30 protein-coding genes are annotated in these 25852 nt (G+C 58.7%); 13 read left to right on the top strand and 17 right to left on the bottom strand.

The annotated features are described in order from the left end of the window. Nucleotides 1-15: 15 nt before the first annotated feature. From YP76_RS17735 to YP76_RS17715, 6 genes are all read right to left on the bottom strand, one after another. Entirely contained in the window at nucleotides 16-894 is an 879-nt protein-coding gene (locus YP76_RS17735) for a ParB/RepB/Spo0J family partition protein (protein WP_046764963.1), read from the bottom strand. Next, nucleotides 894-1628, bottom strand: coding sequence for a ParA family protein (locus YP76_RS17730; RefSeq protein ID WP_046764962.1), 735 nt, complete (start codon nucleotides 1626-1628; stop codon nucleotides 894-896). Before YP76_RS17730 ends, YP76_RS17735 begins: the two co-directional genes overlap by 1 nt. After that, nucleotides 1625-1780 (bottom strand): hypothetical protein, encoded by a 156-nt coding sequence (locus YP76_RS27870; RefSeq protein WP_157035814.1) that lies wholly within the window; start codon nucleotides 1778-1780, stop codon nucleotides 1625-1627. Before YP76_RS27870 ends, YP76_RS17730 begins: the two co-directional genes overlap by 4 nt. A gap of 18 nt (nucleotides 1781-1798) precedes the next feature. After that, nucleotides 1799-2164: a hypothetical protein gene (locus tag YP76_RS17725; RefSeq protein WP_046764961.1), complete on the bottom strand. Its 366-nt coding sequence runs from the start codon at nucleotides 2162-2164 to the stop codon at nucleotides 1799-1801. After that, on the bottom strand, nucleotides 2161-2880 hold the full coding sequence (locus YP76_RS17720) for a ParA family protein (RefSeq protein WP_232307602.1): 720 nt from the start codon (nucleotides 2878-2880) through the stop codon (nucleotides 2161-2163). The genes YP76_RS17725 and YP76_RS17720 overlap by 4 nt, the downstream gene beginning before the upstream one ends. Before the next feature lie 337 nt (nucleotides 2881-3217). Continuing rightward, the gene (locus YP76_RS17715; RefSeq protein ID WP_046764960.1) at nucleotides 3218-3538 is read right to left on the bottom strand and encodes a single-stranded DNA-binding protein; all 321 of its coding nucleotides are present in this window, start codon (nucleotides 3536-3538) and stop codon (nucleotides 3218-3220) included. Between the two features lie 451 nt (nucleotides 3539-3989). Here YP76_RS17715 and YP76_RS29170 point away from each other — a divergent pair, with 451 nt between their 5' ends. Together YP76_RS29170 and YP76_RS17705 are read left to right on the top strand one after the other, a co-directional pair. Further along, nucleotides 3990-4127 carry a hypothetical protein gene (locus YP76_RS29170; protein WP_332307422.1) on the top strand — a complete coding sequence of 46 codons (138 nt, stop codon included), beginning with the start codon at nucleotides 3990-3992 and terminating at the stop codon, nucleotides 4125-4127. Then, a complete protein-coding gene (locus tag YP76_RS17705) occupies nucleotides 4124-4684 on the top strand; it encodes an AAA family ATPase (protein WP_046764958.1) in 561 nt (186 codons plus the stop codon). Before YP76_RS29170 ends, YP76_RS17705 begins: the two co-directional genes overlap by 4 nt. A 209-nt stretch (nucleotides 4685-4893) precedes the next feature. On the opposite strand, the gene YP76_RS17700 is transcribed toward YP76_RS17705, so the two are convergent. The 3 genes from YP76_RS17700 to YP76_RS17690 form a co-directional block, all read right to left on the bottom strand. Next, nucleotides 4894-5727 (bottom strand): helix-turn-helix domain-containing protein, encoded by an 834-nt coding sequence (locus YP76_RS17700; protein ID WP_046764957.1) that lies wholly within the window; start codon nucleotides 5725-5727, stop codon nucleotides 4894-4896. A 433-nt stretch (nucleotides 5728-6160) separates the two neighbouring features. Continuing rightward, complete coding sequence (locus YP76_RS17695; protein WP_046764956.1) at nucleotides 6161-7024, bottom strand: replication initiator protein A; 864 nt, start codon at nucleotides 7022-7024, stop codon at nucleotides 6161-6163. Between the two features lie 88 nt (nucleotides 7025-7112). Beyond that, complete coding sequence (locus YP76_RS17690) at nucleotides 7113-7862, bottom strand: recombinase family protein (RefSeq protein WP_232307601.1); 750 nt, start codon at nucleotides 7860-7862, stop codon at nucleotides 7113-7115. Between the two features lie 143 nt (nucleotides 7863-8005). Between YP76_RS17690 and YP76_RS29275 the strand changes: the two genes are divergently transcribed. The 3 genes from YP76_RS29275 (at nucleotide 8006) to istB (ending at nucleotide 10501) form a co-directional block, all read left to right on the top strand. Continuing rightward, on the top strand, nucleotides 8006-8317 hold the full coding sequence (locus YP76_RS29275; protein ID WP_084733241.1) for a GFA family protein: 312 nt from the start codon (nucleotides 8006-8008) through the stop codon (nucleotides 8315-8317). 64 nt (nucleotides 8318-8381) lie between these two features. Further along, on the top strand, nucleotides 8382-9644 hold the full coding sequence (istA, locus tag YP76_RS17685; protein WP_046764955.1) for an IS21 family transposase: 1263 nt from the start codon (nucleotides 8382-8384) through the stop codon (nucleotides 9642-9644). Then, nucleotides 9641-10501, top strand: a complete 861-nt coding sequence (gene istB, locus YP76_RS17680) for an IS21-like element helper ATPase IstB (RefSeq protein WP_046764954.1) — start codon at nucleotides 9641-9643, stop codon at nucleotides 10499-10501. The genes istA and istB overlap by 4 nt, the downstream gene beginning before the upstream one ends. A gap of 1022 nt (nucleotides 10502-11523) precedes the next feature. Here istB and YP76_RS17675 read toward each other — a convergent pair. Then, nucleotides 11524-12096: a recombinase family protein gene (locus tag YP76_RS17675; RefSeq protein ID WP_046764953.1), complete on the bottom strand. Its 573-nt coding sequence runs from the start codon at nucleotides 12094-12096 to the stop codon at nucleotides 11524-11526. A gap of 189 nt (nucleotides 12097-12285) precedes the next feature. On the opposite strand from YP76_RS17675, the gene YP76_RS17670 reads away from it, so the two are divergent. The 4 genes from YP76_RS17670 to YP76_RS17655 all read left to right on the top strand — a co-directional run bounded on the left by YP76_RS17670 (nucleotide 12286) and on the right by YP76_RS17655 (nucleotide 17732). Next, entirely contained in the window at nucleotides 12286-13689 is a 1404-nt protein-coding gene (locus YP76_RS17670) for a Mu transposase C-terminal domain-containing protein (protein WP_046764994.1), read from the top strand. Beyond that, nucleotides 13616-14494: an AAA family ATPase gene (locus tag YP76_RS17665; RefSeq protein ID WP_046764952.1), complete on the top strand. Its 879-nt coding sequence runs from the start codon at nucleotides 13616-13618 to the stop codon at nucleotides 14492-14494. Before YP76_RS17670 ends, YP76_RS17665 begins: the two co-directional genes overlap by 74 nt. Nucleotides 14495-14651: 157 nt before the next feature. Next, complete coding sequence (locus tag YP76_RS17660; RefSeq protein ID WP_157035813.1) at nucleotides 14652-17081, top strand: P-loop NTPase; 2430 nt, start codon at nucleotides 14652-14654, stop codon at nucleotides 17079-17081. 36 nt (nucleotides 17082-17117) lie between these two features. After that, a complete protein-coding gene (locus YP76_RS17655; protein WP_046764950.1) occupies nucleotides 17118-17732 on the top strand; it encodes a hypothetical protein in 615 nt (204 codons plus the stop codon). 16 nt (nucleotides 17733-17748) lie between these two features. Here YP76_RS17655 and YP76_RS17650 read toward each other — a convergent pair whose 3' ends face one another. After that, nucleotides 17749-19011 (bottom strand): Y-family DNA polymerase, encoded by a 1263-nt coding sequence (locus tag YP76_RS17650; protein WP_084733240.1) that lies wholly within the window; start codon nucleotides 19009-19011, stop codon nucleotides 17749-17751. A gap of 7 nt (nucleotides 19012-19018) precedes the next feature. Next, nucleotides 19019-19456 (bottom strand): LexA family protein, encoded by a 438-nt coding sequence (locus YP76_RS17645; RefSeq protein WP_046764949.1) that lies wholly within the window; start codon nucleotides 19454-19456, stop codon nucleotides 19019-19021. 155 nt (nucleotides 19457-19611) lie between these two features. Between YP76_RS17645 and YP76_RS29165 the strand changes: the two genes are divergently transcribed. Then, entirely contained in the window at nucleotides 19612-19989 is a 378-nt protein-coding gene (locus YP76_RS29165) for an excalibur calcium-binding domain-containing protein (RefSeq protein WP_084733239.1), read from the top strand. Between the two features lie 26 nt (nucleotides 19990-20015). Here YP76_RS29165 and YP76_RS27865 read toward each other — a convergent pair whose 3' ends face one another. Further along, nucleotides 20016-20315, bottom strand: coding sequence for a hypothetical protein (locus YP76_RS27865; RefSeq protein WP_157035811.1), 300 nt, complete (start codon nucleotides 20313-20315; stop codon nucleotides 20016-20018). A gap of 98 nt (nucleotides 20316-20413) precedes the next feature. On the opposite strand from YP76_RS27865, the gene YP76_RS17635 reads away from it, so the two are divergent. Then, nucleotides 20414-21073 carry a helix-turn-helix domain-containing protein gene (locus YP76_RS17635; RefSeq protein ID WP_198147523.1) on the top strand — a complete coding sequence of 220 codons (660 nt, stop codon included), beginning with the start codon at nucleotides 20414-20416 and terminating at the stop codon, nucleotides 21071-21073. Between the two features lie 130 nt (nucleotides 21074-21203). Here the strand turns inward: YP76_RS17635 and YP76_RS17630 are convergent, their stop codons facing one another. Together YP76_RS17630 and YP76_RS17625 are read right to left on the bottom strand one after the other, a co-directional pair. Continuing rightward, on the bottom strand, nucleotides 21204-23039 hold the full coding sequence (locus YP76_RS17630) for a ParB/RepB/Spo0J family partition protein (protein ID WP_046764946.1): 1836 nt from the start codon (nucleotides 23037-23039) through the stop codon (nucleotides 21204-21206). A gap of 45 nt (nucleotides 23040-23084) precedes the next feature. After that, the gene (locus YP76_RS17625) at nucleotides 23085-23276 is read right to left on the bottom strand and encodes a hypothetical protein (protein WP_046764945.1); all 192 of its coding nucleotides are present in this window, start codon (nucleotides 23274-23276) and stop codon (nucleotides 23085-23087) included. A gap of 353 nt (nucleotides 23277-23629) precedes the next feature. Here YP76_RS17625 and YP76_RS17620 point away from each other — a divergent pair, with 353 nt between their 5' ends. Together YP76_RS17620 and YP76_RS17615 are read left to right on the top strand one after the other, a co-directional pair. Beyond that, nucleotides 23630-24277: a hypothetical protein gene (locus YP76_RS17620; protein WP_046764944.1), complete on the top strand. Its 648-nt coding sequence runs from the start codon at nucleotides 23630-23632 to the stop codon at nucleotides 24275-24277. Nucleotides 24278-24288: 11 nt separating this feature from the next. Next, nucleotides 24289-25200 (top strand): hypothetical protein, encoded by a 912-nt coding sequence (locus tag YP76_RS17615; protein ID WP_157035810.1) that lies wholly within the window; start codon nucleotides 24289-24291, stop codon nucleotides 25198-25200. Nucleotides 25201-25303: 103 nt separating this feature from the next. On the opposite strand, the gene YP76_RS17610 is transcribed toward YP76_RS17615, so the two are convergent. Both YP76_RS17610 and YP76_RS28320 read right to left on the bottom strand, forming a co-directional pair. Further along, on the bottom strand, nucleotides 25304-25591 hold the full coding sequence (locus tag YP76_RS17610) for a hypothetical protein (protein WP_046764942.1): 288 nt from the start codon (nucleotides 25589-25591) through the stop codon (nucleotides 25304-25306). A gap of 54 nt (nucleotides 25592-25645) precedes the next feature. Next, nucleotides 25646-25852 (bottom strand): zincin-like metallopeptidase domain-containing protein (locus tag YP76_RS28320; RefSeq protein ID WP_046764941.1); only part of this gene is annotated, 207 nt, incomplete at its 5' end.

The raw sequence follows: 25852 nt of genomic DNA, 5'->3' as shown, positions 1-25852 counted from the left end.
GAAGGCGGTGCCAGGCTAGTTCGTGAACCGGACCATCCGTGGCTGCTTCTCGCCATCGAAATGCACAAGCGCTTCGATCAAACGACCCCGCTTGCCATCGACGTCGATCAGATGTCCCTCATCACGCGGCTGTACCATTGGCCCTCCCCGTCGGTCCTCTGTCATGCCTGTCGAACGCGGGGGCGCCTGCACAACACTGGCCTCTTTCGGTTTTGAGGCTAAACCGTCCTCGGTCCCCACGATCGACCCGGACGCACCCCGCATGAAGGCCTCGCACCCCGCAACCGTAAGAGTGCCCAACGGCGCGTGATCGAGATACTCCCTTACAGCGGCCTCATCCCGTGCCGCCGCCTTCATCAAGGCCACGGCACCACGGACAGGCAGGTCATCCAATCGGTCAGCAATGAAATCTGGCGCAGATGATAATGCATGCAACCGTGAAAGACGCGCGCGTTCACGCCCTGTAGCGCGCGCTAGATCCGCGATGCTCTGGCCTGCCGCTACCTGCGCGGCAACGAACGCTACCATGTCGCGAACCGAAAGCTGCTCGCGCTGATCGTTCTCTATAAACTGATCGATCCGAACCTGCGCGGGATCGCCATGCTCGCGAATGATGGCGCGGACGTCGCGGCCGATCTGCATGCACGCGCGCCAGCGACGCTCGCCGAATTGGATTTTATAACGATCATCTTCATCCGCAGGATCGACAATAATCGGTTGCAGTTGACCGCGCGCGCTGATGGTTTCGGCCAAGGCGTCGATCTCGCTTTGATCGATGGCGCGACGAACATTGTCAGGATCGGGATACACTCGACGCGGGTCCAGCGTCAGCACCCTCCCCTGCTGTGCGACTTCCTCCTTGGCGGCAAAAATATCGAAATCCCCGAAATCCATCAGGCCTCAATCCTTTGCATCGCTTCATCGAGAAATGCGCGCATGGCAGGAAGTGACGATCGCACATCCTTCTCAAAGCGCCATACTGGCACGCCGGCTTGTACGGCCTGGCTGTAATGCGCTCGGTCCGGCAGGTGAGCCGAAAATAGGTTTCGCCCTATCTTGGCCTTCAGTTCTTCCAGCATCGCAAGCTGGTTCCGATCATTCGCCTTGACCCTGTTTGCGACAAGGCCCGCTATGCGAATGGGGTGTCGCCGTCCACGCTGATTGACCGTCTGAATCGAGTTGGAGAGTTGCTTGGTGGAATCCGGTCCGAACGGTCCAAGCTCAACAGGCACGATCAAATCGTCGCACACCATCAGCGCCGCGAAATTGATCCAGCTCCAGGCCGGAGGGGTGTCGATCACACAATAGTCGTGGGCCTCCGCAAGCTTCGGAAAATTCGCGCGGAAGGCACTCAAAGCCTTCCCGAAATCAGCGTCGAACTCTCCGGTCATCCTGTTGGAGTATATGCCGCGCTGGCGACCTGCAGGGGCAACGAAACCTTCCTCGAAAAGCTGCTTGCAAGAACCATGGCTTTCGAAGTCGCGTAGGGCGGTGGAGGCATTGCACTGGCGGTCTAGGTCAAGCACCAGAACGCGGTGGCCGGCGTCCGCTAGATGCCATGCCAGATGACAGGCAATGGTGGTCTTCCCTGCCCCGCCCTTTTCGATGTTGACCGCGATCGTCTTCACCGCCGATCATCCCACCAGTTGCGGCGAGAGAACCACCAGGTGTCCTCATCCTCGTTTCGGATGCGGTTCCGGGTCGCGTTATCCTTCGCGCTGAGGATCATCAGCACTATGATGACAAGGAATATGAGACCGGCTTGCGCTATGCCGCTCATGTCGCTGCACCTCCACTTCTACTTGCCGTCGATCATGTCCCTAAACTCCGCGAGCGCTTGCCAATATGCACGATGCCCACGCTCGTTGCTGAACTCGATAAACCAGTCCAAAATTTCCTTCGGTCCCTTGATATAGACCGTGCTTTGTGGCGCGGGTTGCCGGCGCCGACGGACAACAGTGCCAGCCTCTTCCGTCTCCCCTGCCCCGCGATCGACAAAGCCCAACTTTGCGCCTCGCTCGATCGCCGCCTGTTCGCGAACCGGATCGAGTGGCAACGGCGTTCTGGTGATGCCGGAGAGGTCAAGCCGACCCTCATCTTCGGGCGCGTCGGCGGGAGTTTTCGGCCCCGCCTTTTTTCCAAAGCCATAGCTGCCGGAACTCACTTCTGCATCTCCGACTGAACCGCTTCGACAACGGCACGGGCCACCTCATGGGCATTCTTCTTTGCGCCTGCCAATCCTGAAGTCTGGCTATCGTCCAGTTCCTCCAGTGTCGCCGCGAAATCGAAAATGTCGCGGTAGGCCGCGCGTTCAACGAGACCAACGGGCAGCAAAGGTAATTCCGCTTCGTTGATAGCCGCCGTAATCCGCTGCGAACTTTTGGTCTGGATCGCCGCATTATCTCGGCTCCTGACCAACCTAAATGGGATGCGGCGGCCTAGCGCCTCCTGCTCTTCTAGAACTAGGGCAACCGCATTCGCGGCCAGTTCCGCGTCGATCGGCGAGAGATTGAACGGGATCAGCACAAGATGCGACCGCGCGAGAGCGCGTGACGTCATGCGCGATGCCGTACCTTCAAGATCGATCAGTACAAAGTCATGCGACTGCGTGAGCTGGTCAACCAGCTTCATGAGGTCCGACTCCTTCGGCCCGGCAATAATCTCGAAGGGTAGCGCCTTGTCCTGCTCCGCCCGCTTCCTGCCCCAGCCCGCGATGATCGCGTTCGGATCTGCGTCTATGACGGCGACCGAAGCACCGCTTCGGGCTAGCTCGCTCGCCAAGACGAATGTCAGGGTCGTCTTGCCCGCCCCGCCCTTCGGGTTCGCTACAGAAATTGCTGGCATCTGAATCCGGCCCTCATTCAACAAATCGATATTCAACCGATTTCCACACCAAATCCATATCGCAAGGCTATGGATGTCGAATGGCTATCGATTTGCCAATGGATATCCCAAGGCAATCGCATTTGCAAGGCGCTCTAAATACAACCGATATCCATTGCCAATCGCAATGGATATCCATTTAGCAATCCTGATGGGGAGATAGTGCATCGGCCCATTGCTCCAATGCCCATGACCTACTGGCACAAACCGGAAAAAGCGCAATTGGGACGACCGAACGGAGCGATGGATAGCTATAAGAAATCGAAAGGATATCCTTTAGACTATCCTTTCGATTGCCGGGGAGGGGAGGGGGCCGCTAGGCGGCCCCCGATCTTTAGGCGTCAGCGTCACCGGCCTTGGCGAGAACCGCGAAGCCGTCAGCGATCAACTCAACCGTGTATCGCTTGCCCTCCTCGGTATCGTAGGAATTCTGGCGGACCCGGCCAACGATATGAACCAGATCGCCCTTGTCGGCCTTGGCGGCACGCTCGATGTGTCGGCCAAACAACGTCACCTCATTCCAATGGGTGTCGGTCGTCCACTCGCCGTTGTCCTGGCGGTTGTAGTTCGCCGCCACCGAAACCTTCGTCACTTTGTCATGCTCGTTGATCTTGCCGATGCGGCCGATGATGCGAAACTCAGCGATATTCTGCATGGGACGTACCTCATTCTCGATCAGGCTAATTCCTGATGGGGACTTCAGGGGAGCGAGGCTGACGCGATCAAGATAAAAAACGGAGGCTCCGCGCAGTGGAAACCGTAGTCCTCCGGGCGGTTTTTGACTTGATCGCACAAGGCAGCATCGCGGCCACACCCCATCGCAAACAGGGATTTGCCGATCGGGCAATAGGGCCAACCTGCGTCAGTCGCTCGAAAGAGTCATGTCATCTGCTGCCCGTTCATCACGCGCGACAAAAGGGGAGGGGAGGGGGGCAAGACCGCCCAGCGCCAACAACGATCGACCTCCCCGTGACGAAAGCGATGCGACGTGCTATATCGTCAGCATGGCAAGTCGACTGAAACGATCTGAATCCCCGGACGCCGATCTTTGGCCGATCCTCGAAGCCGCGGCACGATATGACGACGGGGCCGCGGCTCGGTCGCATTTGGATGCTGGCCGCCCGATCTATTATGGTGAGAAGGATACGCCTCCCGGCCTGGTCGTGAAGGAATATCCCGACGGCCGCCGCGAGCTGGTCCGTTTCGATCACATGGGCGAGCATCGCGTCCGCGACGCCGCGTGAAGCCGCAACTCTGGGTGTTTGCCGGCCCCAACGGGGCCGGAAAGTCGACGCTTGTCGATCGCTACGTTGCGCATCGACTGCCCGTGGTGAACCCGGACAACATTGCGAAGACTCTGCCTCCTGAATTGCTAGACACCCAAAGGGTGATTCATGCCGGCCGATCGGCTGTCACAGCGCGCAGAACCTTACTTGCCGAAGGCATAAGCTTTGCGATCGAGACAACATTGACTGGCAGAAGTGAATTGGACCTGATGCGGGCGGCGTCAGCCGCCGGCTACAAGGTCAACCTTGTCTATATCGGCCTGGGCGACGTGAGCTTTTCAATCGGCCGTGTCCGCAGTCGTGTTGCCAGCGGAGGCCACGACGTACCATTGCAGGACTTGTTACGCCGATTTTCGCGCAGCGTGGGAAATCTGCCGACCGCCATGCAACTGGCCGAGCGGGTCTTGCTGTTCGACAACAGCAGTCGGCGTCTTCAACTCATTTTCTCGCGAGAGAAGGGCAGGGTGAAATTTCGCTCATCCACGATGCCGCAATGGGTTCAGGATATCCTTTAGATATCTCCCCGCAATCTCACTCCAATAGCGCCTGGGGTCGCCTTCAGCACCGGAATCGACATCTCCGCCTGCTCAACAGCGGCGATTTTGAGCTGCCCAACCCGCTTGCTCCTCCTGGGGAGCATCGCGTCGCGAAGCGGCGCGTCCGACGTTTCCGGACGCGCTATCGTTGAGATGATGCAATTTGGGGTCGTTTCATCCCTGCGCCGTCAGGCGTTAGAGCGTTGGCCGACTAGGCCAACTCCGTTTCTCCCTATTATATATGAATCCATTAGCGGTTGCGGATCAATTTGAGACTCACGCTCCTGCGCATCGATGGCGGCGCCGAGCCGAGCCAGGATCTTACCCAACGGGCCATCGACAACGCTTTCGGCAAGCTCACGGCATGACAGTTTGGAGCGCATATACTTTATCTCTTCGAGCCGATCGGTTTCACGTTGAAGCTCATCATCAGGAACCGGTGCAGGGCGCATCCAACGCGGCAAATAGTCCATGAGCGATTTCGGCAGCAGTGGCCGGTAGGCGTTGGAGGTCTGCTCGTAGCGAGGGCCGGGGCCTTCTGCCTCGATCCGCTTGAAGCGCCGCTGACGGATCAGGAAGCCGATCCGCTCTAGTATCCGCAGAGCGCGTGCAACCGTCGCACGCCCAAGGCTGGTGGCCTCTGCAAGATAATCATAGCTGGGGAAGACTTTGCCGTTGTTCAGGCGCGAAAGGGTAAGGATCTCCTCGAACACCCTCACGCTCGCGCTGGTCAGCGTCGTCAGCAGGGCCTCGGTAGGAGACAGAACGCGACCATTAAGCCGGGCCTCACTGCGGAGTTGGCGCCCTGCTTCAACGAGGCGTCGCGCCATGCGAAGCAGTTTGTCCGTTTCTCCCTTGGCAGGGGCCACGAAAAAGACATGCTCGAACGTGCCGGCCTCAACGCTGTCGCGCAGGACACGCGCACCAGTGGGGTGCGGCGCGCCCGATCTGGCTTTGCGCGCTGGTTGCTTGCGTTTAGAAAATGCGCCCGCGAGCGCCTCGCTTAGGGTAAACGTCCCCATTCGTCCCTCCCTGGAGAGGGCCGTCACCGGACAAAAAGATAGCGTGGCGCGAAGCGCGCATCCTTGAACCGACGATCGGAATGGAGTAGGGAGAAGGGGTAGTCGACCCGGTTCGACGTTTGGCGACGTCGCTCCACTATTCCAACGGGATGCCCGGCCTTCGTGCCGGGCTTTCCTTTATGAGGTCACAGCCTCCCCTTTCTTCCAAGCTGATCGACAGGATCATCGACTGCGAGATTTTCGCAGTATTGTCATGGAAGCGGAAGGACTTACGGTTCGTGCTATCGGGTAGGAAACACCGTAAAAGTTCGTGCTATCGGGTAGGAATGGGTATCCGGATTCGTGCTATCGAGTAGCATTCAAGGCCGCCAATTCGTGCTATCGAATAGGAAATGCGGGGCGGCACACCGAATCGGAAACGTCCGATTCTCTCTCAATTGGCGAGCTGCTTGAGCCGGCGAGAGATGATGACGCGACTATTTTTCGCGCGCCGTCCAGCTTTCGGAGCCGCTGGATCAACTTCGGCCTCAGTCTCCTCAAGTCGCAATTGATATTCTGGAATCGTGTCAGCCGCAGCAATTGCCCGTAAGGCACTACGGAAATTGGCTAATTGGTTCTGGTAGCCAATTTGTAGTCGGAATGTCGCCAAATCTATTTCAAGATCTTCGCCATCAACACAGGTCGAGCGCGCAACCTCATAAATCCGCCGCTCGATTGGCCCGAGCTGGAAATATGCCGTGGCATAGTTAAGTACCTGGCGATCGTGGAGGATGGCACGAAACAGCCAATCGCAGAGCCGAACCTTCACGGCCTTCAGCCGTCGCTCGCCTTTTGTGGTTTTCGCATATTTAAGCTGCGCCTCCGAAAGCCAGGAGAAAAAGCCATCCACGCCTTCGCCGCCGGCCTCGATGTTCGTCTTGATCTGCGTACCCTGCAGGCGCTCCAGGGCATCCGCCAGCCGCTCATAGGAGCGTGATGAATGGTTGCTCCCTGTCACGCTGAAAAGATCATGAGCGGTAAACACGAAGTCCTGCGACACATCCTCGCCGTCCTCCATTTTGGAGGCCATAAGGCTCGCAATATAAAGGACAATTTCCTTGTCGTAGATCGTCGCGACGCCCTTTGTGCTGGGGCGGACCTCGATAGAGACGCTTGGCGTGCTGTAGGCCAGCGACTTCATCCAGGCATTCTTGCTCAGAGCAAAAAATGGAAATGCCATAAGGGATCGCTCGCCCCGAACCTCTCCAGTGAGGGGGCTATCCAACAGGAAGAGTTCGCCTTGGGGGGTGCGAGTCATTGCGGCTCCATCATACCTTATTGCCCTACGCCCTTGGGCTGCTTGGATTTCTACCCGAAAGCACGAACGGGCCACGCAAAACCATCGGTTAGGCGCTCTGAGGGACCGTATCAGCCCCAAGTTCGTGCTTTCGAGTATGAATCATCTGATCGCTCTCAACCGTGCCCGCGATGCGGCCCAACGTCCGATAGACGGTTGGTCGTGATATCGAAAATAGCTCGGCAAGGTCGCTGACCGAATAATCACCAGTGTCATGCATCCGGCGCAGCTCCCTTTGCTGCCGCTCGGACAGCTTGGGCTTCTTGCCACGGAGTTTGCCCTTCGACCGCGCGACGGCCATGCCTTCCCGCGTCCGCATCCTGATGAGGTCTGCTTCGAACTCCGCGAAGGTGGCCAGGATGTTGAAGAACAGCTTGCCCATCGGGTCGGAAGGGTCATGCACGCTGCTACCCAGTTGCAGCTTCACCCCACGCTCCGCCAGGCTGTCACCAATCGCTCGTGCGTCAGGGACAGAGCGGGCGAGACGATCCAGTTTAGGCACGACGAGGGTGTCGCCGCTGCGCACAGCAGCCAACGCCTGATCGAGGCCAGGGCGTGCCCTGTTGGTCCCGGAAAACCCATGGTCGGTATAGACCCGCTCCGGCGCGACGCCGAGCCGTAGCAGCGCGTCGCGCTGCGCAGCGAGATCCTGCTTATCCGTCGAGCAGCGAGCGTAGCCGATGAGGGTCTGAGTCATAGCCGCGATTTGTAACGTATAGGGGGCCTTCAATGCAAAACAAATCGGACCAGTCAAATGAGACGCGCCGATACCCCGTCTGCCGACGTTGTAAACGCTCACGCTATTTGGCGGCGTTCTGATCGCGCTATCTGTCGCGGTGCTTCAGCCTCTAGCCACCGGAACGGCAACAAGTGGGTGGAGAGCGGTCATTGATCGTCATTTCAATCCGCCTATCGTAGGTGCTATTTGGTGGAGGGTTGGCTATGGTCGAAACGCAGTGCCTTTGCGGTGAAATAAGCCTAGTTATCAGCGAGGAACCGCTGGCACAGGTTTACTGTCATTGCAGCGATTGTCAGATCGCGCAGGGTGCCGCCTACGTTCTCAATTCGGTGTATCCGGCTGACGCTGTGAAGGTTGTCAGCGGGAAGCCAATCACGATGGCGGTAAAAGGAACGCCGCGGCTGCGCTGTGCCTCCTGTGGCACCCCACTGTCATCGGTCCTGCAATTCTCCGCAAAAGTGGGCTTTGAAAATTCCCTAGTTGGTGGCCCCTTCATCTCATTCTGCCGGGGCTAGCCCCGGCAGAATGAGATGAGCCGACATCGTCCTCATCTCCTTTGCAGACGCGGAGACGGGGCCGATGATCCGACTTGGAGAATTGATGATGATCCTCGAGCTACATCGGCAGGGCGTATCGATATCCGCCATCGCCCGACGCACTGGTCGCGATCCCAAGACCATCCGCAAATATATTGAACGGGGCGTCGAAGCCCCGGTCTATGGCCCACGCGCATTGGGGCGGCCGAACAAGCTGGCGCCCTATCTGGAATTTCTGCGTGAGCGGGTTACGGCCTTTCCCGATCTGACGGCGGCGCGCCTGACGCGTGAAATCCGTGAGCTGGGCTATATGGGCGCCTATACCGCTGTGAAGCGGTTCCTGGCAGCGATCCGACCAGAAAATGGCCCCAAGCCCTTCGAGGTTCGGTTCGAGACGCCGCCTGGCGTGCAGGCGCAGGTCGACTTCGCCCGGTTCGTCGTCGATTTTACCGATGAACCCGGCATCAGCCGGATTGTCTGGCTGTTCAGCCTGGTGCTGGGGCATTCGCGCTTCCTGTTCGCGCGCTATGTCATGCACCAGGATCTCCAAACCCTGTTGCGCTGCCATATGCAGGCCTTTGAAGCGATCGGAGGCGTCCCGATCGAGATCCTCTACGATCGCATGAAAACCGCCGTGACCGGGGAAGACGATCAGGGGCACATCATCTACAATCGATCATTGCTGGCTCTGGCGGGGCATTATCGCTTCGTTCCGCGCGCCTGTCGCCCCTATCGGGCCAAGACCAAGGGAAAGGTCGAGCGGCCGTTCAGCTACATCCGCAAAGACTTCTTCCTCGGGCGGAGCTTCCGCAATCTGGAAGATCTCAATGTCCAGCTTATCGACTGGCTCGATACCGTCGCTAACGTCCGTGTCCACGGCACGACGCAGCGGATCATCGCCCACGCCTTTGCCGCCGAGCAGCCTGAGTTGCAGTTGCTCCCGGCGGGGCGCTTCGACGCGGTTCTGAAGCTGGAGCGCCGGGTCAGCCACGATGGAATGGTCTCTGTCGGCGGCAACTATTACAGCGTCCCCGACCGCTCCCGGCGCGTCGTCGAAATCCAGCAACTGCCTGACAAGATCCGGATCATCGACCTGGGCAATGTCATTGCCGAGCATCCTGTCCTGGAGGGGCGCCGGCAGTACAGGATCGATCCTGCGCATCGGACAGGTGGCAGCGGCGCTAAGCGTCGTCACCACGCAAAGGATGCAATCACCATTGGCCGTATCGGCGAGCATGTCGCCGTGCGCTCCCTTGCTATCTATCAGGCGATCGGCAGCCAACTGGCGCGGGGAGAACGGCCATGAACCATGGGGGAGCCGCGTCCCGCGTCGATAATATCCGCCGCAGTCTGGTCCATCTCAAAATGCCGCGCGCCCTGGAAATGCTCGACGCCACCCTGCGCGGGATCGAGCAGGGCAAGATCGATGGCGTCGAGGCGATCGACATATTGCTAAACGAAGAACTGTCGTTGCGGGAGAACCGCAGGATCAAGGCAGCCCTGCGCATGGCCAGGCTGCCGATCATCAAGACGCTGGACGGATATGACTTCTCCTTCCAGCCATCGCTCGACCGCAACCGGATCCTGGCGCTCGCCGGCCTGGACTTCATCAACCGGGCCGAGGTCGTGCATCTGCTGGGGCCGCCGGGCACCGGGAAAAGCCATATCGCCACCGCCCTCGCCGTCGAGGCGGTGAAGGCGGGCAAAAGCGTCTACTTCATCCCGCTTGCCGATCTGATCGCTGCGCTGGCCAAGGCTGAACGCGAGGGCACGTTGCGCGAAAGGATCCGCTTCCTGTGCCGCTCCTCCTTGCTCGTCGTCGACGAGATCGGATATCTCCCTGTCACGCCGGGCGGCGGCAACCTGTTCTTCCAGCTCGTCAACGCCCGATACGAAAAGGGCGCCATGATCCTCACATCCAACCGCGGCTTTGCCGAATGGGGCGAGGTCTTTGGCGATCCTGTGGTGGCGACGGCCTTGTTGGACCGCCTCCTTCACCATGCCGTTGTCATCCAGATCGAGGGCTCGAGCTATCGTATGCGACAGCACGCCGACCTGCTGCCTGAGCATGCGCGCGCAACTCCATCCATCAACCCACCGCCCTTGCCGAAACGGCGCGGCCGACCGCCAGCAAAGGAAAAGCCAGATCTCCATCACGGCTGATCACCGACACAGACCGTCCCGCCAAACTAGGGAATTTTAGATGCCCACTTTTGCGGAATCTTCGCCGCCCGTTGACACCCCACTTTTCACTGAAGTAACAGACGCCGGTCTGCGAAGCCTTAATGCATATCTTTTGCCGGAAGGAATGGTGGTTCCTCAACTGCATATCCACTGCGCAGACGCCGTGATGCCTGTTGTAGATTCGCTGCCGCACTATGCTCGTCTTCCAGCCTCGTTCGGTGGAGATGATGAACGCGTCGATTGGTAGCATCCACGGTGCCGTCACCTGTCGGGCGGCTCCCGCCGGGCAGCCTTTTGCCTGAAGGTGGTGGGAAGCGGACGTCGGGTATGCTTTGTCCAGCACCCGAACGGAAAGCCGGAGTCATCTCGCCCGATGAGTTTGCAGCCACTTCAGCGGCGAGCCCGCCAAGCCCTAGCAATCGCCGCTCTTCATGCCGCTACGGCCTGCGACATGACGGACCCACAAAGCCACTCAGAAGGCGGGACGCAGATTGTCTATGACTACGAGCTTGTTCTTCCGGTTAAGTTCAAGCGCCGATGGGTTCAAGGTATCGACAGTAAGGTTGAGGAGTGGCTATCGACCGACGCCACCATCAGCACGGATTTCGGCTTATATAGTGGCCCTCCTACATGTGCTGCTGGGAGCGCACATTGTAGTATATCGGAAGAGATGATCGCTGGCAGACCGTCTCTCGTCGGTCGGTATAGTCATGTGTCTGAGCAACCAGAGCACGGGCCAAAACCGTTCAAGGTCGTTGCTCACGTACAGGTCGACGACAGACATCGGCTCAGGCTAAATATGTTTGCTTGGTGTGCTAACAAACCAGCTTGCGATGAGGCACTCTCGCACTTCCGCAAGGTCCGCATCGTCCGTCTAGAGCGGCCTGGTTCCGGTTTAGTCCTGCCTGGATCGCCCGTGTCGCCGCCCCCTATACCCAGGTGAACAAGCGAGAGCGGTGGCACTAGAGCGAATGACGGCTTCTGGGCGTTTCTGGCCAACCTCAAGCTGCCTTCTCAGCAGCCTCGTCGGCCCGGACATAGGCGTAGAGCGTCGGTTTGGAGATGCCGAGCATCGTGCAAATCTTGGCGATCGGCATCTGGTTCTCGTGATAGAGCCTAACGGCGAGCTCGCGCTTGTCCTTGCCGAGCGCCGTCGGCCTCCCGCCCTTTTTGCCCCGCGCCCGTGCTGCGGTTAGCCCGGCTTGGGTACGCTCCTGGATCAGGTTGCGCTCGAACTCGGCCAGCGCCCCGAATAGATGAAAGGTGAGCTTCCCCGACGTGGTGGTGGTGTCGATCGCTTCGTGGAGGCTGAGGAGCCCGACCTTCTCGTCCTCGAGGTATGTCATCCACCCGATCAGGTCGCGCAGCGATCGACCGAGCCGATCGAGCCGCCACACCACCAGCGTGTCGCCGGCGCGAAGCTGCTCCTTCAGTTTCTCCAGCCCTGGCCTAGCTGCGACCGTGCCGGATGCCTTGTCGGTGATGACCTTCTCGCACCCGGCTGCCTTCAGCGCATCGCGTTGGAGATCGAGGTTCTGCTCGGCAGTGGAGACGCGCGCGTAGCCGATCCTCATGCCAGTGTCCGGAGCGTGGCGGATTGCACGCGATTTGGAAGGAAAGCCGTCATACTCAGGATTATGTTGCCCTAGTTTTCTTTACCGAGTAGATTTACCCCGGATCATCCAGTTTCGCAATGTCAGCGGGTGTGGCAGCGTCATGGGCAAACAATCCTCCGTTTTCCTAACTTGCGGTATGCACCGCGGGTGACGCACCCGGCGCTCGTTTCGCCGCTGGCGATCGAGCGTTATCGCGCCCTCGAACCGCACCTGATCGACGGTATCCCGCTCGCGGACCTCGCCCGCGCCGGCACGGTTAGCGAACGGACACTGCAGCGGTGGCTCGGGCGCTACCGAGCCGAAGGTCTTGCAGGCCTCCACCGACTCCCGCGCGCCGACCGGGGCAGGCTGCACCTGCCGGAGCATCTGGTCGCGCTTACCCGCGATCTCGCTATCAAGCGCCCGCGTCCCCCGGTCGCGGCTATTCACCGAAAGGTGCAGAAACTTGCGGTGGCGGAAGGGTGCGGGGCACCGAGCTATTCGGCGGTCGCGCGTATCGTTAAGGCAATACCGGCAAGCGAAATTGCGGTCGCATCCGATCCGGCCGCGTACCGCGACGAGCATGAGCTGGTGCATCGGCGTGAAGCCGCGGCCTCGAACGAGATGTGGCAGGCGGATCATACCGTGCTCGATGTCCTCGCCCTCGATGACGACTGCACGCCGGTGCGCCCTTGGCTGACCGTCGTTCTCGATGATCACAGCCGGGCAATCCCTGGCTACTTCCTCAGCCTCAATGCACCAAGCGCCCTCAACACAGCGCTGGCCTTGCGACAGGCGATCTGGCGCAAGCCGAACCCTGAGTGGATCGTCAGCGGCATTCCCGAACAGCTCTACGTCGATAACGGCTCGGATTTCATCTCCGAGCATATCGAGCAGGCGTGCATTGCGCTGAAAATCCGTCTCATCCATTCCCTGCCAGGCCGTCCCCGTGGGCGCGGCAAGATCGAGCGGGTGTTCCGTACGATCAACGACATGTTCCTGCCCGATCTGCCCGGACACCTGATTGCGGGCAAGCCGCTGTCGGCACCGGCACTCTCGCTCGACGAGCTGCGCGACCGTTTCGAGGCGTTCATATGCGACGTCTATCATCGCCGTCCGCATGGCGGCACCGGGGAGCCGCCGATCACGCGCTGGCAGAAAGGCGGGTTCCTGCCCGCCATGCCGGACAGCCTCGAACAGCTCGACATGCTGCTCGTCCATGTGCCCAAGTCTCGCAAGGTCCTGCGCGACGGCATCCGGCTCATGGGGCGACGATACGTCGAACCCACCCTGGCCGCGTTCGTGGGGGAGCAGGTCGAGGCTCTTTATGACCCACGCGATCTGACGGAGATCCACGTCTACCACGAGGGCGCCTTCGTCTGCCGAGCGCTGAGCCCGCAGCATGCCGCCAACCCGTCGCTGGCCTCGATCCAACGGGAGCGGCGGCGCGTCAGGGAACGTGACCGCGGTGCGGCGCCCGAGACAAGAGGTGATTGCGATGGCAACCAAGAGAATCCGGCTACCGAGCCCCGTTCCAAGCGAGGGCTCCGGCTCTACGCCGCTGACGATTGAACGGCCACCCCCTCAGCCGTTTCTCGAAACGCGTGAGCACGCCCGCTTCGTCGAGTTCGCGCAAGCCTGCTCGCACTACCGGTATATCGGCGTGTGTCATGGCCGACCGGGAGTAGGCAAAACCCGGTCGGCGTCCGAGTTCGCCAGGTTTCCCGACCTGTCGGGGTATGGAGTCTGCAATGTCTTGTCGCCGAAGCTGGCCGAGGAGGTCGCGGGCTGCAAGGCCGTTTTCTACACCGCATATGTCAGCAACCCCCCCCGAACGCTCGACAGCGGTCTGGGCACACCCCTCGCTAAACTGGGGGCAGCACGGTTGACGCTCGCCTTGGGATCGCCGGAGGAGATTGTCTACCGGGCTATCCGCACCGCCTGTCCGCTCGTCATCGTCGATGAAGCTGACCGGCTGACCATCAAATCGCTCGAACACCTGCGCCACATGTCCGACGATCACGGGTTCGGGTTGGTGCTCATGGGAATGCCGGGACTCGAAAAGCGCCTCGCCCGTTACGCCCAGCTCTACTCGCGCATCGGCTTCGTCCACGAGTTCAAGGCCCTCTCCGAAGCGGAGATGCGAATGCTGCTCGCCAAGCACGCGGGGGACTTCGGGGTTGTTTTCGATCAGGAGAAGCTCGACGCCGTCGAAGCGCAAGCGGCCGCCATCCGGATCACCCGCGGCAACTTCCGCCTCATGGAGCGCCTGTTCGCACAGATGCAGCGCATCATGACGATCAACCGGATCGGCAATGTGACGACGGACGTCGTCGAGGCCGCCCGCGATTGCCTCGTCATCGGTGCCGGCAACTGACAAACATCGCGATCACAACGCCGCCACTCAGCGTGAGCGTTTACACGACGTTCGAGAACACCGACGATGGGTGTCCGTTGAACGATCCTCTAACGGACAGCCTCCCAATTCTCGCGCTGGCCTGTTAGCGTCAGCAAATTGCGAAGGGGAGCTATAGGTGAACGATACGGAATGGGAGCTGATCGGCGGGGCATTGAAGGCCGGTCATTATAATTTGCTGATTGGAGCGGGCGTCAGCCTTGATTCTCTCAGCGGTGTGAAAGGCGAAAATTGCCCCTCAGCGGGAACGCTTCAGTCCTTACTCCAAGATGCCCTGCCGCGCGTAAGAAAAGGCTCATCCCTAAATCGTCTCTGCCGAACCATGACCGCCGACGAAACTGACAAGTTAATTACGCAGAGATTTAGCGGCTGCACGCCAGGGCCAACAGTCCAAGCAATCGCAAAATTTCGGTGGAAACGCATCTTTACGCTCAATGTGGATGACGCCCTTGAAGCGGCATACGACAAACAAGCCCTCCCGGTTCAGGGTTATACCGCGTTTAATTATAACGATGCTTATGAAAGTATCCGCGATCTTCGCACCACTCCAATTATTCATTTGCACGGGTGGGCGAGACGTCCTGATGACGGATACATATTTGATATAAAAGAATACATGACCTCTATTAACAGTCACAACCTTTGGGCGCGGGTATTGGCTTCGCTAATTAGAACCGAACCATTCATTGTATTAGGTAGTTCCCTCGAAGAGCCTGACATTACATATTTCATGGCGGATCGGTTTGACGTCATGGCGCGAACCGATCGCCCTCCTTCAGTATTAGTGGAACTGTTTCCTGACGCGGGAACGGAAGCTGATTGTGAAGACTATAAGATGACGCTTTTCAAGGGCGATTCACTGGCGTTTCTGAACGAACTCAATGAGCGTTTCCCAGTCAGGCCCTCTGTCGACGATGCAATGAGAGACAATCTGGGTGACGTGGTCGATCTCAATGTGGAGCCGAAAGCCCTCGCTGAGTTTCATTCAGACTTCGAAAGGGTTCCTGTTGATGGGCTAACTGGCACTGATGGAGGTACGAACTTTGCTTATGGCCATCAGCCCACATGGCTGGATATCCAGAATGGCCGAGACATCGCTCGCGACGAGGGGGCTGCGCTTGTTGCAAAAATCTCGAAGTCCTTTGGAACCTCCATTCCCATTATCAGCGGCGGCGCAGGCGCAGGCAAGACTACACTCCTAAAGCGTGTTGCTTGGAATATTGCTCAGTCGAACTCCACCTGCCTTTGGATGAGAGCCGTAGGCCGCATTCGCGTCTCTAGCGCCCTACAAGTGCTTGGCGCCCTTAATGGAGACATATATCTATTTATCGATAACTTAGCAGATCACATCAATGAAATAATGGCGCTAAAGCAAGGCCTCCGTTCAAAAAAGGTCGTAATTATAGGAGCAGAGCGGACCTACAGGCTTTCACATATCAAGCGCATCGCTGGTGATTCAAATGTTTCTTGTGACTATATTGGCGCGATAGAAAAACTTAAAGAACCCCTTCTTACCGCTTATAAGAATTATGGACTTTCTTCTCTGCCAACCAAAGATCTGAATGAATTTCCTTTAGATAAAGAGCTTATCGCCATTGCTTGCTGTCGAATCCTGAATAATTTTGAGCCACTATCCGCAATCGTTGATAGATCTCTGCGAGATGCCCCCCGAGACGTCGAATGTTATGTCTTCGCCGCGCTTGCCTCTCATTGCTTCCGCACCGGGGTCGAATATGACATTATCAGTGCGCAATTCCCTGAGTATCAGGTTGATTTGCAGGCGGACGACGATGGCGCCCTACCACTTAAAGTCTCTGAAATTTCAGACAATGAATATGTAACACCGCTCAACGAAGCATTCTCAGACACTATTTTGGGCAGATTCGCCAATCAGCAGCCGGAGAGGATGCTCGCTATCTTTCTTCGCTTGGCACACGCTATCAGACCTCGTGTCAGCGTTCGCGCAATCATCGATGGCGAACCTTGCGCTCGCATCGCATCTCGGCTTTTTGATTTTGATGAAGTCGTCAAGCCATTTCTTGGTATCGAAGGTGCTGGCCTTCTATACTCTGAAACGAAAGAGGAGTGGGATTGGAATTCTCGATATTGGCATCAAATCGCTCAATATCGTCTCGATCTTGCTACCAATACGGAAGATCGAGCTATCCAACGATCAGAAGCTGAACTTGCTGTACAACATGCGCGGTTCGCAAAAACCATCGAACGCCGTCACCAATTTACCATGACGACCATTGGAAGGGTCATTTTCGGCAAATCTCGTTTACTTGGCAACATTTCTCCCGCTGAGTTGAAGGAGGCCATCCAGGCATTATCCGATGCAATAGCAATTGAGCGCGAAAAGGGTCGCGTGACTATCCATCCTTTCATGATCTTATTTAAGGGGCTGTCTGATGCCATTGAACATGGCGCAGTGCTTTCGCCCGATCAACGAAGCACCATTCGATCACATCTTGATCGCGCAGCAGTCGATTTTGGCAGAGACAGAGATCTTATGGCGGAAGCGCAGCGTCTGAAGCGGCTGCTATGATCGCTATTTGGGCCTTTCACAATCTGAGATAGAGGAATGGATATGGCATTTCTCACGATTTTCGTCACGGCAGTAGTCACATCCGCTGCGACGCAGGGAGCGATCTGGCTTAGAGATCGATGGACAATGGCACGAGAGTCAAAATTCTCTGTTCTTTATGCTGCATTGTTTTTCGAACAATATGCCGGTGAATGCTCGTACAGGTTGGGTGAGATTGAAGCCCATATTTCTTCTGGAGGCCATGCCGGAACTGATTATGGATCGCTTCCGGATTTGCCAGCATTTCCCAGCGAGATTGAATGGAAGCGTGTAGGCATTCGCCTCACCGAGGACGCTTTTGCTTTTCGTGTCGCCGTTGAAGCGATGCACTCGAAGATCAGCTATCTCTATGATTTCGATCCACCCGATGGTGGTGCCGCTGAGGTACGCGCCCAACTTATTGGGCTGGGACTAAGGGCTTTGGAGCTGGCTGACAGTCTTCGCCGATCCGCCACGCTGAATGCGGCCCATGCACCGGACCCGGAATATACGACTGCCCGCCATTTGGAGAGCAGTAAACGGCATCATGAAGAGATTATGGCAAAGTACCTGGCCAGCCAGAATGCATCCCATGCCCCATCAAACGCCAACGGCGTCCAACTTCCAATGTAATACCTCATTGGGACTGCTACCGCGCGATCGGTATCTCCGCCAATCGCGTGGTCCACGCCGGGCTTTTCTGGCTACGCTTGGTATCAAATTGTCGCGCACCGATCCCCTGCGCCGCCAAGCCGATAGTGTCTCGGCCGAAGCGCGCGTTGATCCCGTCAAGGGCCGCCAGAAGCCACGGCGCACGCGGGTCAGGAACGGCGAATAGATCGCCCTGCGATGCGCCGTCCGCGCACAACTCCTCCAGCAAGACACCACATTTCGTATATGCTCGGCCATTCTCGAACATCGCCTCGGCCATGCGATTGGCGAAAGCGACGATGACGCGCGGATCGTTGGTCGCCGGCGACAGTCGCGCCGATCGCGATGCCGATGGAGAGTTGGCCTTAAACCGCGAGCCGTGAGCGAAGGCTATCATTCGGGTTGCGACGAGCTGCTGAGCACGGATCTTCTCGGCCGCGCGCCAAGCACGGCGCGACATCGCCTCGCGCAGGGAAGATAGGTCGGTCACTGGCTCCCCGAAGGAACGGGTCACGGCGGTCCCCTTCAGGGCCTCCGGTTCGGGGTGAAAATCATCACACTCGATACCGTTCAGTTCGCGCACCAACCGTTCCAGCACGACGGTCCCGACATCGCGTGCGACAGTTGGGGGGAGGGCGGCCAAGTCTGCTGTCGTATGGACGCCCAGCGGTCTCAGCCGACCAGCCAACGCCTTGCCCACGCCCCAGACCTCACCGACAGGCCATTCGCGAAACAGCCGATCGCGAAGGGCTTGGTCATGAAGATCGACCACGCCGCCCCAGATTTTCTCGGTCGCTTTGGCGAGAGCATTGGCGACCTTCGACAGCGTGCGTGTCGGCCCCAGGCCGATCCGTGTCGGCAAACCGACACAGCGCAGAATGGCAGAGCGAACCTGATGGGCACCGCGAACATTCCCTAGACCGTTGGCCAGGACCGGAAGCCGAAAGAAGCTCTCATCGATCGAATACACTTCGACCACATCGCTATGCTCGGCGATTACGGCATTGAAGCGCCGGTTCAGGTCGGCGTAGAGTTCATAATTGCTGCTGCGAAGCTGGATGCCGTGCCGCTTGATGGTATCGCGGATTTTGAAGATCGGATCGCCCATCTTGATGTGCAGGGCCTTAGCTTCCTCGCTGCGCGAGATAGCGCATCCATCATTATTGGACAGGACGATCAGCGGCACATTCCGCAGGCGCGGATCGAAAAGCCTTTCGGCGCTGACATAGAAATTCGACACGTCCACGATGGCCCAGCTCATGGCGGAGTCACCGTTGGTAATCCCGCACACTGGCCCGCACCACGCCCCATACCTCGACGGCATCATCGGCGACCGTCGCCGCGTAGGACATCCGAGAATTGCGCGCTTCCAGAAAGGGAACACCCTGCCTGACGGCAAGCTGCCGGACAACGAAGCCCCCTTCGACAATGGCGATGACGATATGACCGTTGCTCGGCGTGACGTCCCGGTCGACCACCACCACGTCATTATCGTGCAGCCCTGCGTCGATCATGCTCGACCCGCTGATGCGGAACACGAAGCTGGCGGCGCGATCGAGCCGCAGCAATTCTATCAGGCTGATAGCGTCATCTGCCCAATCCTGGGCGGGGCTTGGAAAGCCGGCTCCCGCCGCGCCGATGATCCGAAGCCGAAGCCCCGATGATACCGCCGCGATCGGGACCGGCTGCATCGGCGGCAGCAGCATGATGATTCCCTTCTCGGCGGAGGCTTATAGCGTCAGCGAGAACGAAAAGGGAACACAATTGCGATGGATGGTGGCAAGAGCCAATAGGTGCGAGCGCGGATAGAGACAGGCGCTAGGGCAACCAGCCTTTAACCGGGCATCGTTACGGTGACACGATGTCTCGCCGGTCTTCCTTCGATCATGTCTCGCGCAATGGGCGTCGCCATGCCAAGGCGCGCCGATCAGACCCGAAGCCCATTTCGCTAGAAGCGAAGCTGCTGGGAGCGGCTGCCGTGCTGGGGGCCTTCGCTGGTTTGGGATCAATCGCGGCCAGCCCCGGTGGAAGGCAACAAATAGTGTCGGCTGCACATTCCATTGCCGTCAGCGCCGGCATGGCTCGCGCTCGCACACCGCAAGCTGGCGATTACTGGTCTGGGTGCGATGCCGCTCGGGCGGCGGGCACCGCGCCAATCTATCGTGGCGAGCCAGGCTATCGATCTGGTATGGACGGAGATGATGACGGGATCGCTTGCGAACCCTATCATGGCAACTGACATCGGCCGCACGAGTGAGTTTCAGTTCACGAAGCGGCCTTTATGAACTGAAATGGTTCTTCCCAAAGCCTCAAATATGGCTTGAAAATTCCCGGAACACCGCCATTTATTGAGCAAATCAGTAGGGAACGGCGCAAAACTGTCTCTAGATAACAATGCGGTGAGATGCTTTTTTTTGCAGCGTCGACCGATTTTGGTCCTGAGTTGGAGTTTTCGCCGTGTCTTCCATTTCCGATTTGCTCGCCCTTTTGCCCACCATCCCACTCGCGCATGTCATCGCCCTTCTGAGTGTCGGGATTCTCGCACTCGCGTTTTTCACGGTTCACGCCGTTCTCACACTTGCCAAGGGACGGGATAAGTAATGGCTCCGCCTTGGGCAGGCCCTAAAATGCAACCATGGGCCAAGCTGCCCACGGCCTGGATCATGAACGATGAGTTGAAAGCCTTCCGTTGGAAGGATCAGCGGGGCGGACATGAGACCGCTGCGCTGATGGTGCTGGCCATTATCGCCCATCATGCCGAAACCGACACCGGCATCGCCAAACTGTCCTATATCGAGCTGGCGGCGAAGGCAGGCATCAGCAAGGCGTCGGTATCGGCCGCGCTCACCATCTTGGAAGAGCGGGGGCTGATTACGCGCGGCTCGGAAGGGAAGGGGACGTTGGGGATCGCCAACTATAACCCGGCCGCTGGTTGGACGAAGTTCCCTGCCCGCGGCCTGTATAGCGGCGGCGTCGTGGCGGCATTTCAGCACTTCACGCTGCGCAACAAGAATGAGCTGTTCGCGATGAAGCTCTATTTCCTGTTCGCAGCGTTCCGGGACAATGACAGCAATTATGCCAGCATCAGCTACGATAAGATCGTGGAGAGGACCGGCATCGCGCGGGAAAGCGTGCGGGCGGGGATTTCCCTGCTGGCTGCCAATGGTCTTGTCCATGTCGATAGTGCCCCGGCATGGCCTGGCGGGTCGGGCGCGGGCACCGCGCACCCGGTCCACAATCGCTACAGGCTGACCCATCTCGACAGCTATCGGCACCCCGGCACTTCTGGACGCAGTGATGATTCTTCCGCAGCCGCAGGCTGACAGGCGCCGCGCGACCTTGGGAGCGCGGCGCCAGCGCCGCGATCAGCGGCGCAGCGCGATGCCCGCAACGGGGGCATCGCGCCGGGCAGCGACCAGCAGAGCGGGGACGGCTTGCGCCGCCCCCAGCCATTCACGCCAATTCGTCTGCGTCCTCGTCGGTGTCGATATTCTCTAGATCGTCGCCGGCCTCATCCTCGTCCGATTCCGGCTTATCAAATGCGCCGATCCGCATCGGTTCGGGCAACCACTTGCCGGGCAGACGGCCCGATACATTGACGGCGAGGTCCGACTTCTTCTTGATGGTCGCGCAGTTATCCGCACTGGCTTCGCCCACTTCATCACGCAGAAGGGTAATGAGCGAGGCGCGCTTCATGCGGTCGAACACTGCGATGGGGGCCGACCAACGATCCGAGATATCAACCTGCGATGCTTTGGCGATCTGCTCGAACTGATGATGCCGGTCCGAAGGGCAACCGCCCGAAAACACGGTGCCGTCCACCATCATCGCGACCAATCCCGCCAACAATGACATCTTGTCGTCGGGGGCCATAGCGCGGATCGCCTCAAACCGGCCCTCGGTCGGCAGCGCCGCAAAGCGTGTCGCCATCACCTCTTCGACAGGACGAACATCGCTCGTCACCATCATTTCGTCAGGGACATCGGTCTTGACGGCCTCGGCCTTCAATTCCAGCGCCTGCCGGAAGCTGTAGGCACCATGGAGCAACTGACCCGATAGGGAGTCCAGCAGAATGTCCAGCGCCAGCGATGGGTTGGCGGCAACCGCCTCCTGCACGATCTGCGTCTTGATCCGGGTCATATCGGCAAACAGGCTATTGGGATAGAGAGGGGCAGGGCCGTTTGCCCCGCCGGTCGCTTTCACCGACTTTTCCGCCTTCGCCCGATAGATGCGTTCGGACACGGACCCGTCGCGAGAAATCCACAGCGCCACACCACCGACGGCCTTCTGATCGGCATTGTAGGAGCGCAACCCCTCCACAATGGTTTCCCGTTCCTCGGCCAACGGCTCGATCCTGTCGCTATCCTCGCCTTCCTCTTCCGCTATTGCCTCGATCTGGGCGTCCAGTTCCGCCATCCGCGCCGCTTCCATCTCGCTGGGTTCGCGCTCGGCGGGATAGAGATAACCCTTGTTGTAGAGGTCATAGGGCTGGTCGAATGTGGCCGTCACTTCCAGCCAGCCAATAGCCCGATATTCATCTGCAATGCCGTCCAGCTTGGCTTGGGCCAGTTCCTGCACGATCTCCGGCTGATCGGCATATCCGCCATCTCCCTGCGAAAACAGGTCGGGGGTGATGGTGCCGCCCTGATCGGCATAGGCATCGCGACCGATGAACAGAAACGCGCCGCTCTGGGTCGTCAATTTCTCCTGCGTCAGCATGGAACGGATGCTGTGGGCTTGGCCGTTCGACGCTTTGAAAACGCGAAGCTGCTCGGCGTGATCGTCGGAAAGGGTGAGCGCCTTTGCTGCCTCAAGGGTAAGCTGGTCTTTGGCGAGGATATCGATCAGCTTTGGATTGAGCGCGGAAAGCCGCAGCATCTTGGAGACATAGCTTTCCGCATAACCGAACCGGCCTGCGATCTCGGACGCGGACAAGCCGACATCGCGCAGCGACGCAAAGGCGCGGATACTGTCAGCAGGGTGCATATTCTCACGCGCACTATTTTCGGCAAGTGACAGTTCAATCGCCTCCTCCTTGGTCCGCACCTCGACGGGGAAAAGATCGTTGTTGGTGATCCTCTTGCGCTTCACCATCACTTTGAGGGCACGATAGCGCCGCCCGCCTGCGAACACCCAGAACAGTTCATCTTCCTCATAGGCGACGAGGTTCTGCAACATGCCGTGCGCGGTAATATCGTCGGCCATGGACTCGATCGCGGAAGGCTTCACCCGGCGCGCATTGAGCGGGGAAAGGCGAAGCTGCGACAGCTTGATGTCGATGATAGCCATGATGTGATCTCCTGAAAATCTATGTCTTGGTGGGGAAGGGGAGGGTCAGCCCTCCAAGGTCGCCAGTTCATCGAACTCGGCTGATGCGCGCTGCGCCGCGTCTCCGGCATAGATAGCGCCGGTGCGGGGATAGAAGAACACCCGTTCCCCCTTCTTGTAGGGGGTGCCGCCCACGCCCAGCCCATCGGCTTTCGCGCGCTTCCAATAGGGATCGCCCCCATATCGTGTGTAACTCATTGCCTACTCCTTTCCGGCTGCAAGCCGCTGCCTGCGGCATGCGGCTCTGCCTCTCCGGCGAGGAGCGGGATGGGGAGGGAGGGCAAAAATCGACCGCTGGCGCGGGCGGGCCGCCTAGTCAGGTCGACGCCCGCAGGGCGTCGGGCACCTGGGTTGGCGGACTACACGGGCGGTCTATTTTTGTTCGGGAACGAAAGGGCAGCAGCCCTTGGTGTTCCCCGCCTCAATGGCCTTCCGGGGGAAGGGCTGCGGGGCCAGACCAAATGACGCCTATGTCCAGAGTGCCGGTGAAATGTTACCCAGTGTGCCGCAAACATGGGGCGGAATATGGCATCGGGGGAAACGACAAGATAATGGCAACCGCCGATGAAATGGCGATGCTTGGCGTCTATCAGCGATTGATGGTGGAAGCGAAAGAGCGCGCCATGAGTATCAATGCCCTGACTGGCGACCAGCGAGGCATTCCTTCTCCATTGGTGCATGAATATGGCATCCTGCAGATACGTATGCTGTGCGAGATTATTGGACTGTCATGTCTCGTTGCTCATGGCGATTTGGTCGCAAAGGCTAAGCCTGATCTCCGTAAGGCATTCGCTCCCGGTCAAATATTCGCCGAGCTAGAGAAGATGCACGATGACTTTTACCCTGTGCCAATGAAGCCGGAAAAAACCGAATATGGTTGGCACATGGCTGAGTATGATGGTGCGGCTTACATGACAAAGGGTGAGGTGGCTGGAGTTTGGGGTAAATGCGGTGATGTGCTGCACCGGGGCCATCTCAAGAAACTGCTGAAAACGAACAGCCCGGTGCAAAATCATTTCCTGGATCTGCAACAGTGGGGGCAAAAGATCATGAATCTTCTCAGCGCTCACCGGATCATCACGCAGAGCCGAAATCTCGCGTTCGTGTGCTTGCTTGAGGACAGCAATGGTGAAGTCAATGTCGCGCTGGGAGAAGCGGGGAGGGAGCCGGACCCCGGCTTGATTGGTAATGCGGCATGAGTGCCAGAGGCATGCGGATCGTTATCGACAGCAATCGGATGCAAAGTGATGAGTTGCGTGCGTTTCTATCAATGTCCCCCAATAACAAGGCGGTTCTGACCGACTATGCGGCGATGGAGGCCTTTCAGGGCGACACGCTAATATCGATCCAAGCGTCTTGGTCTGTGCTGCGCTATTATCCAAAACAGATACTGGCCTTAAAGGGGACGAGGGCTGCGGCTAAAGTCGATCCTTGCTCAGCGGGCATCGCGGATCGGCTTGTCGAAAAGAGCGAAACCAAGGCAATTTCGGACTTCTCGCGGGTACTAGATAACGCGGCCAAGGGCGATATCATCGCCCAGCGACAGCTTCTGCAACGCGGGAAATGGGCAAATGACCATATGGCCGCGATGTTGGCCAAGGCCGAGGACATGCATCTCTCCATCGCTGAGTTCTGTGCGGTGTTTACAGAGGTAGAATTGCAGCGGCTGCGACGTAAGGAGCCATGGAAGGCCGAAACCGCCGCCAAATTTTTCGATCTGGTTGCGCATCTCACTGAGATTTCATTCGCCGCCCACCCAGATAAGCTGCGATGGCCAAAAGGCCGTCACCTCCTCAACCATTTCCTCTATCGGCATACGCTCGCCTACTGCGTTTACATGACTCGCTTGGTCATCAAGGGCGCAGTTACGCGCAAAGCCAGCCTCGCGCGAAACGATGCGGTTGACGTGATTTTTGCGACCCTGGCCACATATTTCAACGGCTTCATGTCAGCGGATTCCCAGGCGGCGACGATCCACCATATTACCAGCTTTTTACTATCTGAAGCAGGAGCGCGAGTGCCCGAAGACTATATGGAACGCTATGCTGTAGAAATAGAGAACCATATGGAAGCTGACGGCATGGAAGACAGGGCAGACCTTGTTTCGCCCTTTTCTTTATAGGACGCTGCTTGCAGCCCTTCGTATCAGGGCGGCCGCAAGGCCGCCCCGCGATTTTTCGGACGCGCACTGACGATCTTTGCATTGAGAGTTGGACAGCGCCCCGTCACTCGACGGGGCGCGCGTCGCCATGGATGATCTGGAAGCCAGCTTTCGCAAGTTCATCGCATAGCGCGCGTTGGCGCTCCGCTCGCTCTCCCTTGCGCGCGATGTATGAGCATCGTCCGAAATGGAACTCGAAGCCTGCCCGCTTCACGCATCCCCGGAAGCGCCGACGCACGAGGTCGCTCCAGTCATGGGTGCCGGCATAGTTGCGGAAGGCGGTCACGGCACAGACCGATCCGTAATTTTCATCGCGCCAATCAAGGCTGATCTGGGGAGGCTGCTTGGCCATGCTATATGTCCTGATGATGGGAATGGGGGAGGGCGGCGATGCCGCCCTCGATGCTCAGGCCGCGCGCTGCGCCGGGGCGGCCTCGGCAGCGGCAAGGATGAAGTCGCTCGCCGCCTGCGCTGCGGTTGCCGCCTGAAAGATGGCGCGCTTGTCGCCGCGCAGCACGGTGAGCCAGCTTGCCAGATAGGCGGCATGATCTTCCCGCTCGCTCGGTTCCATGCCAAGGGCTGCGCACAGGAAGGCCGCGCCGATCTCGGCGAC

The organism is Sphingobium chungbukense (assembly GCF_001005725.1).
GTDB lineage: Bacteria > Pseudomonadota > Alphaproteobacteria > Sphingomonadales > Sphingomonadaceae > Sphingobium > Sphingobium chungbukense.
This window is presented reverse-complemented; position numbering and strand designations above follow the sequence as displayed.

Bases quoted from the DNA above. Each gene is read 5' to 3' on its own strand.
- YP76_RS17735 (WP_046764963.1), bottom strand. From the start codon at position 894: ATGGATTTCGGGGATTTCGATATTTTTGCCGCCAAGGAGGAAGTCGCA.
- YP76_RS17635 (WP_198147523.1), top strand. From the start codon at position 20,414: ATGAACGATGAGTTGAAAGCCTTCCGTTGGAAGGATCAGCGGGGCGGA.
- YP76_RS17675 (WP_046764953.1), bottom strand. From the start codon at position 12,096: ATGAGGATCGGCTACGCGCGCGTCTCCACTGCCGAGCAGAACCTCGAT.
- YP76_RS17700 (WP_046764957.1), bottom strand. From the start codon at position 5,727: ATGGGGACGTTTACCCTAAGCGAGGCGCTCGCGGGCGCATTTTCTAAA.
- YP76_RS17665 (WP_046764952.1), top strand. From the start codon at position 13,616: ATGGCAACCAAGAGAATCCGGCTACCGAGCCCCGTTCCAAGCGAGGGC.
- YP76_RS17715 (WP_046764960.1), bottom strand. From the start codon at position 3,538: ATGCAGAATATCGCTGAGTTTCGCATCATCGGCCGCATCGGCAAGATC.
- YP76_RS17650 (WP_084733240.1), bottom strand. From the start codon at position 19,011: ATGAGCTGGGCCATCGTGGACGTGTCGAATTTCTATGTCAGCGCCGAA.
- YP76_RS17620 (WP_046764944.1), top strand. From the start codon at position 23,630: ATGGCAACCGCCGATGAAATGGCGATGCTTGGCGTCTATCAGCGATTG.
- YP76_RS17655 (WP_046764950.1), top strand. From the start codon at position 17,118: ATGGATATGGCATTTCTCACGATTTTCGTCACGGCAGTAGTCACATCC.
- YP76_RS17615 (WP_157035810.1), top strand. From the start codon at position 24,289: ATGCGGATCGTTATCGACAGCAATCGGATGCAAAGTGATGAGTTGCGT.
- YP76_RS17610 (WP_046764942.1), bottom strand. From the start codon at position 25,591: ATGGCCAAGCAGCCTCCCCAGATCAGCCTTGATTGGCGCGATGAAAAT.
- YP76_RS17630 (WP_046764946.1), bottom strand. From the start codon at position 23,039: ATGGCTATCATCGACATCAAGCTGTCGCAGCTTCGCCTTTCCCCGCTC.
- istA (WP_046764955.1), top strand. From the start codon at position 8,382: ATGATCCGACTTGGAGAATTGATGATGATCCTCGAGCTACATCGGCAG.
- istB (WP_046764954.1), top strand. From the start codon at position 9,641: ATGAACCATGGGGGAGCCGCGTCCCGCGTCGATAATATCCGCCGCAGT.
- YP76_RS29275 (WP_084733241.1), top strand. From the start codon at position 8,006: ATGGTCGAAACGCAGTGCCTTTGCGGTGAAATAAGCCTAGTTATCAGC.
- YP76_RS17645 (WP_046764949.1), bottom strand. From the start codon at position 19,456: ATGCTGCTGCCGCCGATGCAGCCGGTCCCGATCGCGGCGGTATCATCG.
- YP76_RS17695 (WP_046764956.1), bottom strand. From the start codon at position 7,024: ATGACTCGCACCCCCCAAGGCGAACTCTTCCTGTTGGATAGCCCCCTC.
- YP76_RS17625 (WP_046764945.1), bottom strand. From the start codon at position 23,276: ATGAGTTACACACGATATGGGGGCGATCCCTATTGGAAGCGCGCGAAA.
- YP76_RS27870 (WP_157035814.1), bottom strand. From the start codon at position 1,780: ATGAGCGGCATAGCGCAAGCCGGTCTCATATTCCTTGTCATCATAGTG.
- YP76_RS29165 (WP_084733239.1), top strand. From the start codon at position 19,612: ATGTCTCGCCGGTCTTCCTTCGATCATGTCTCGCGCAATGGGCGTCGC.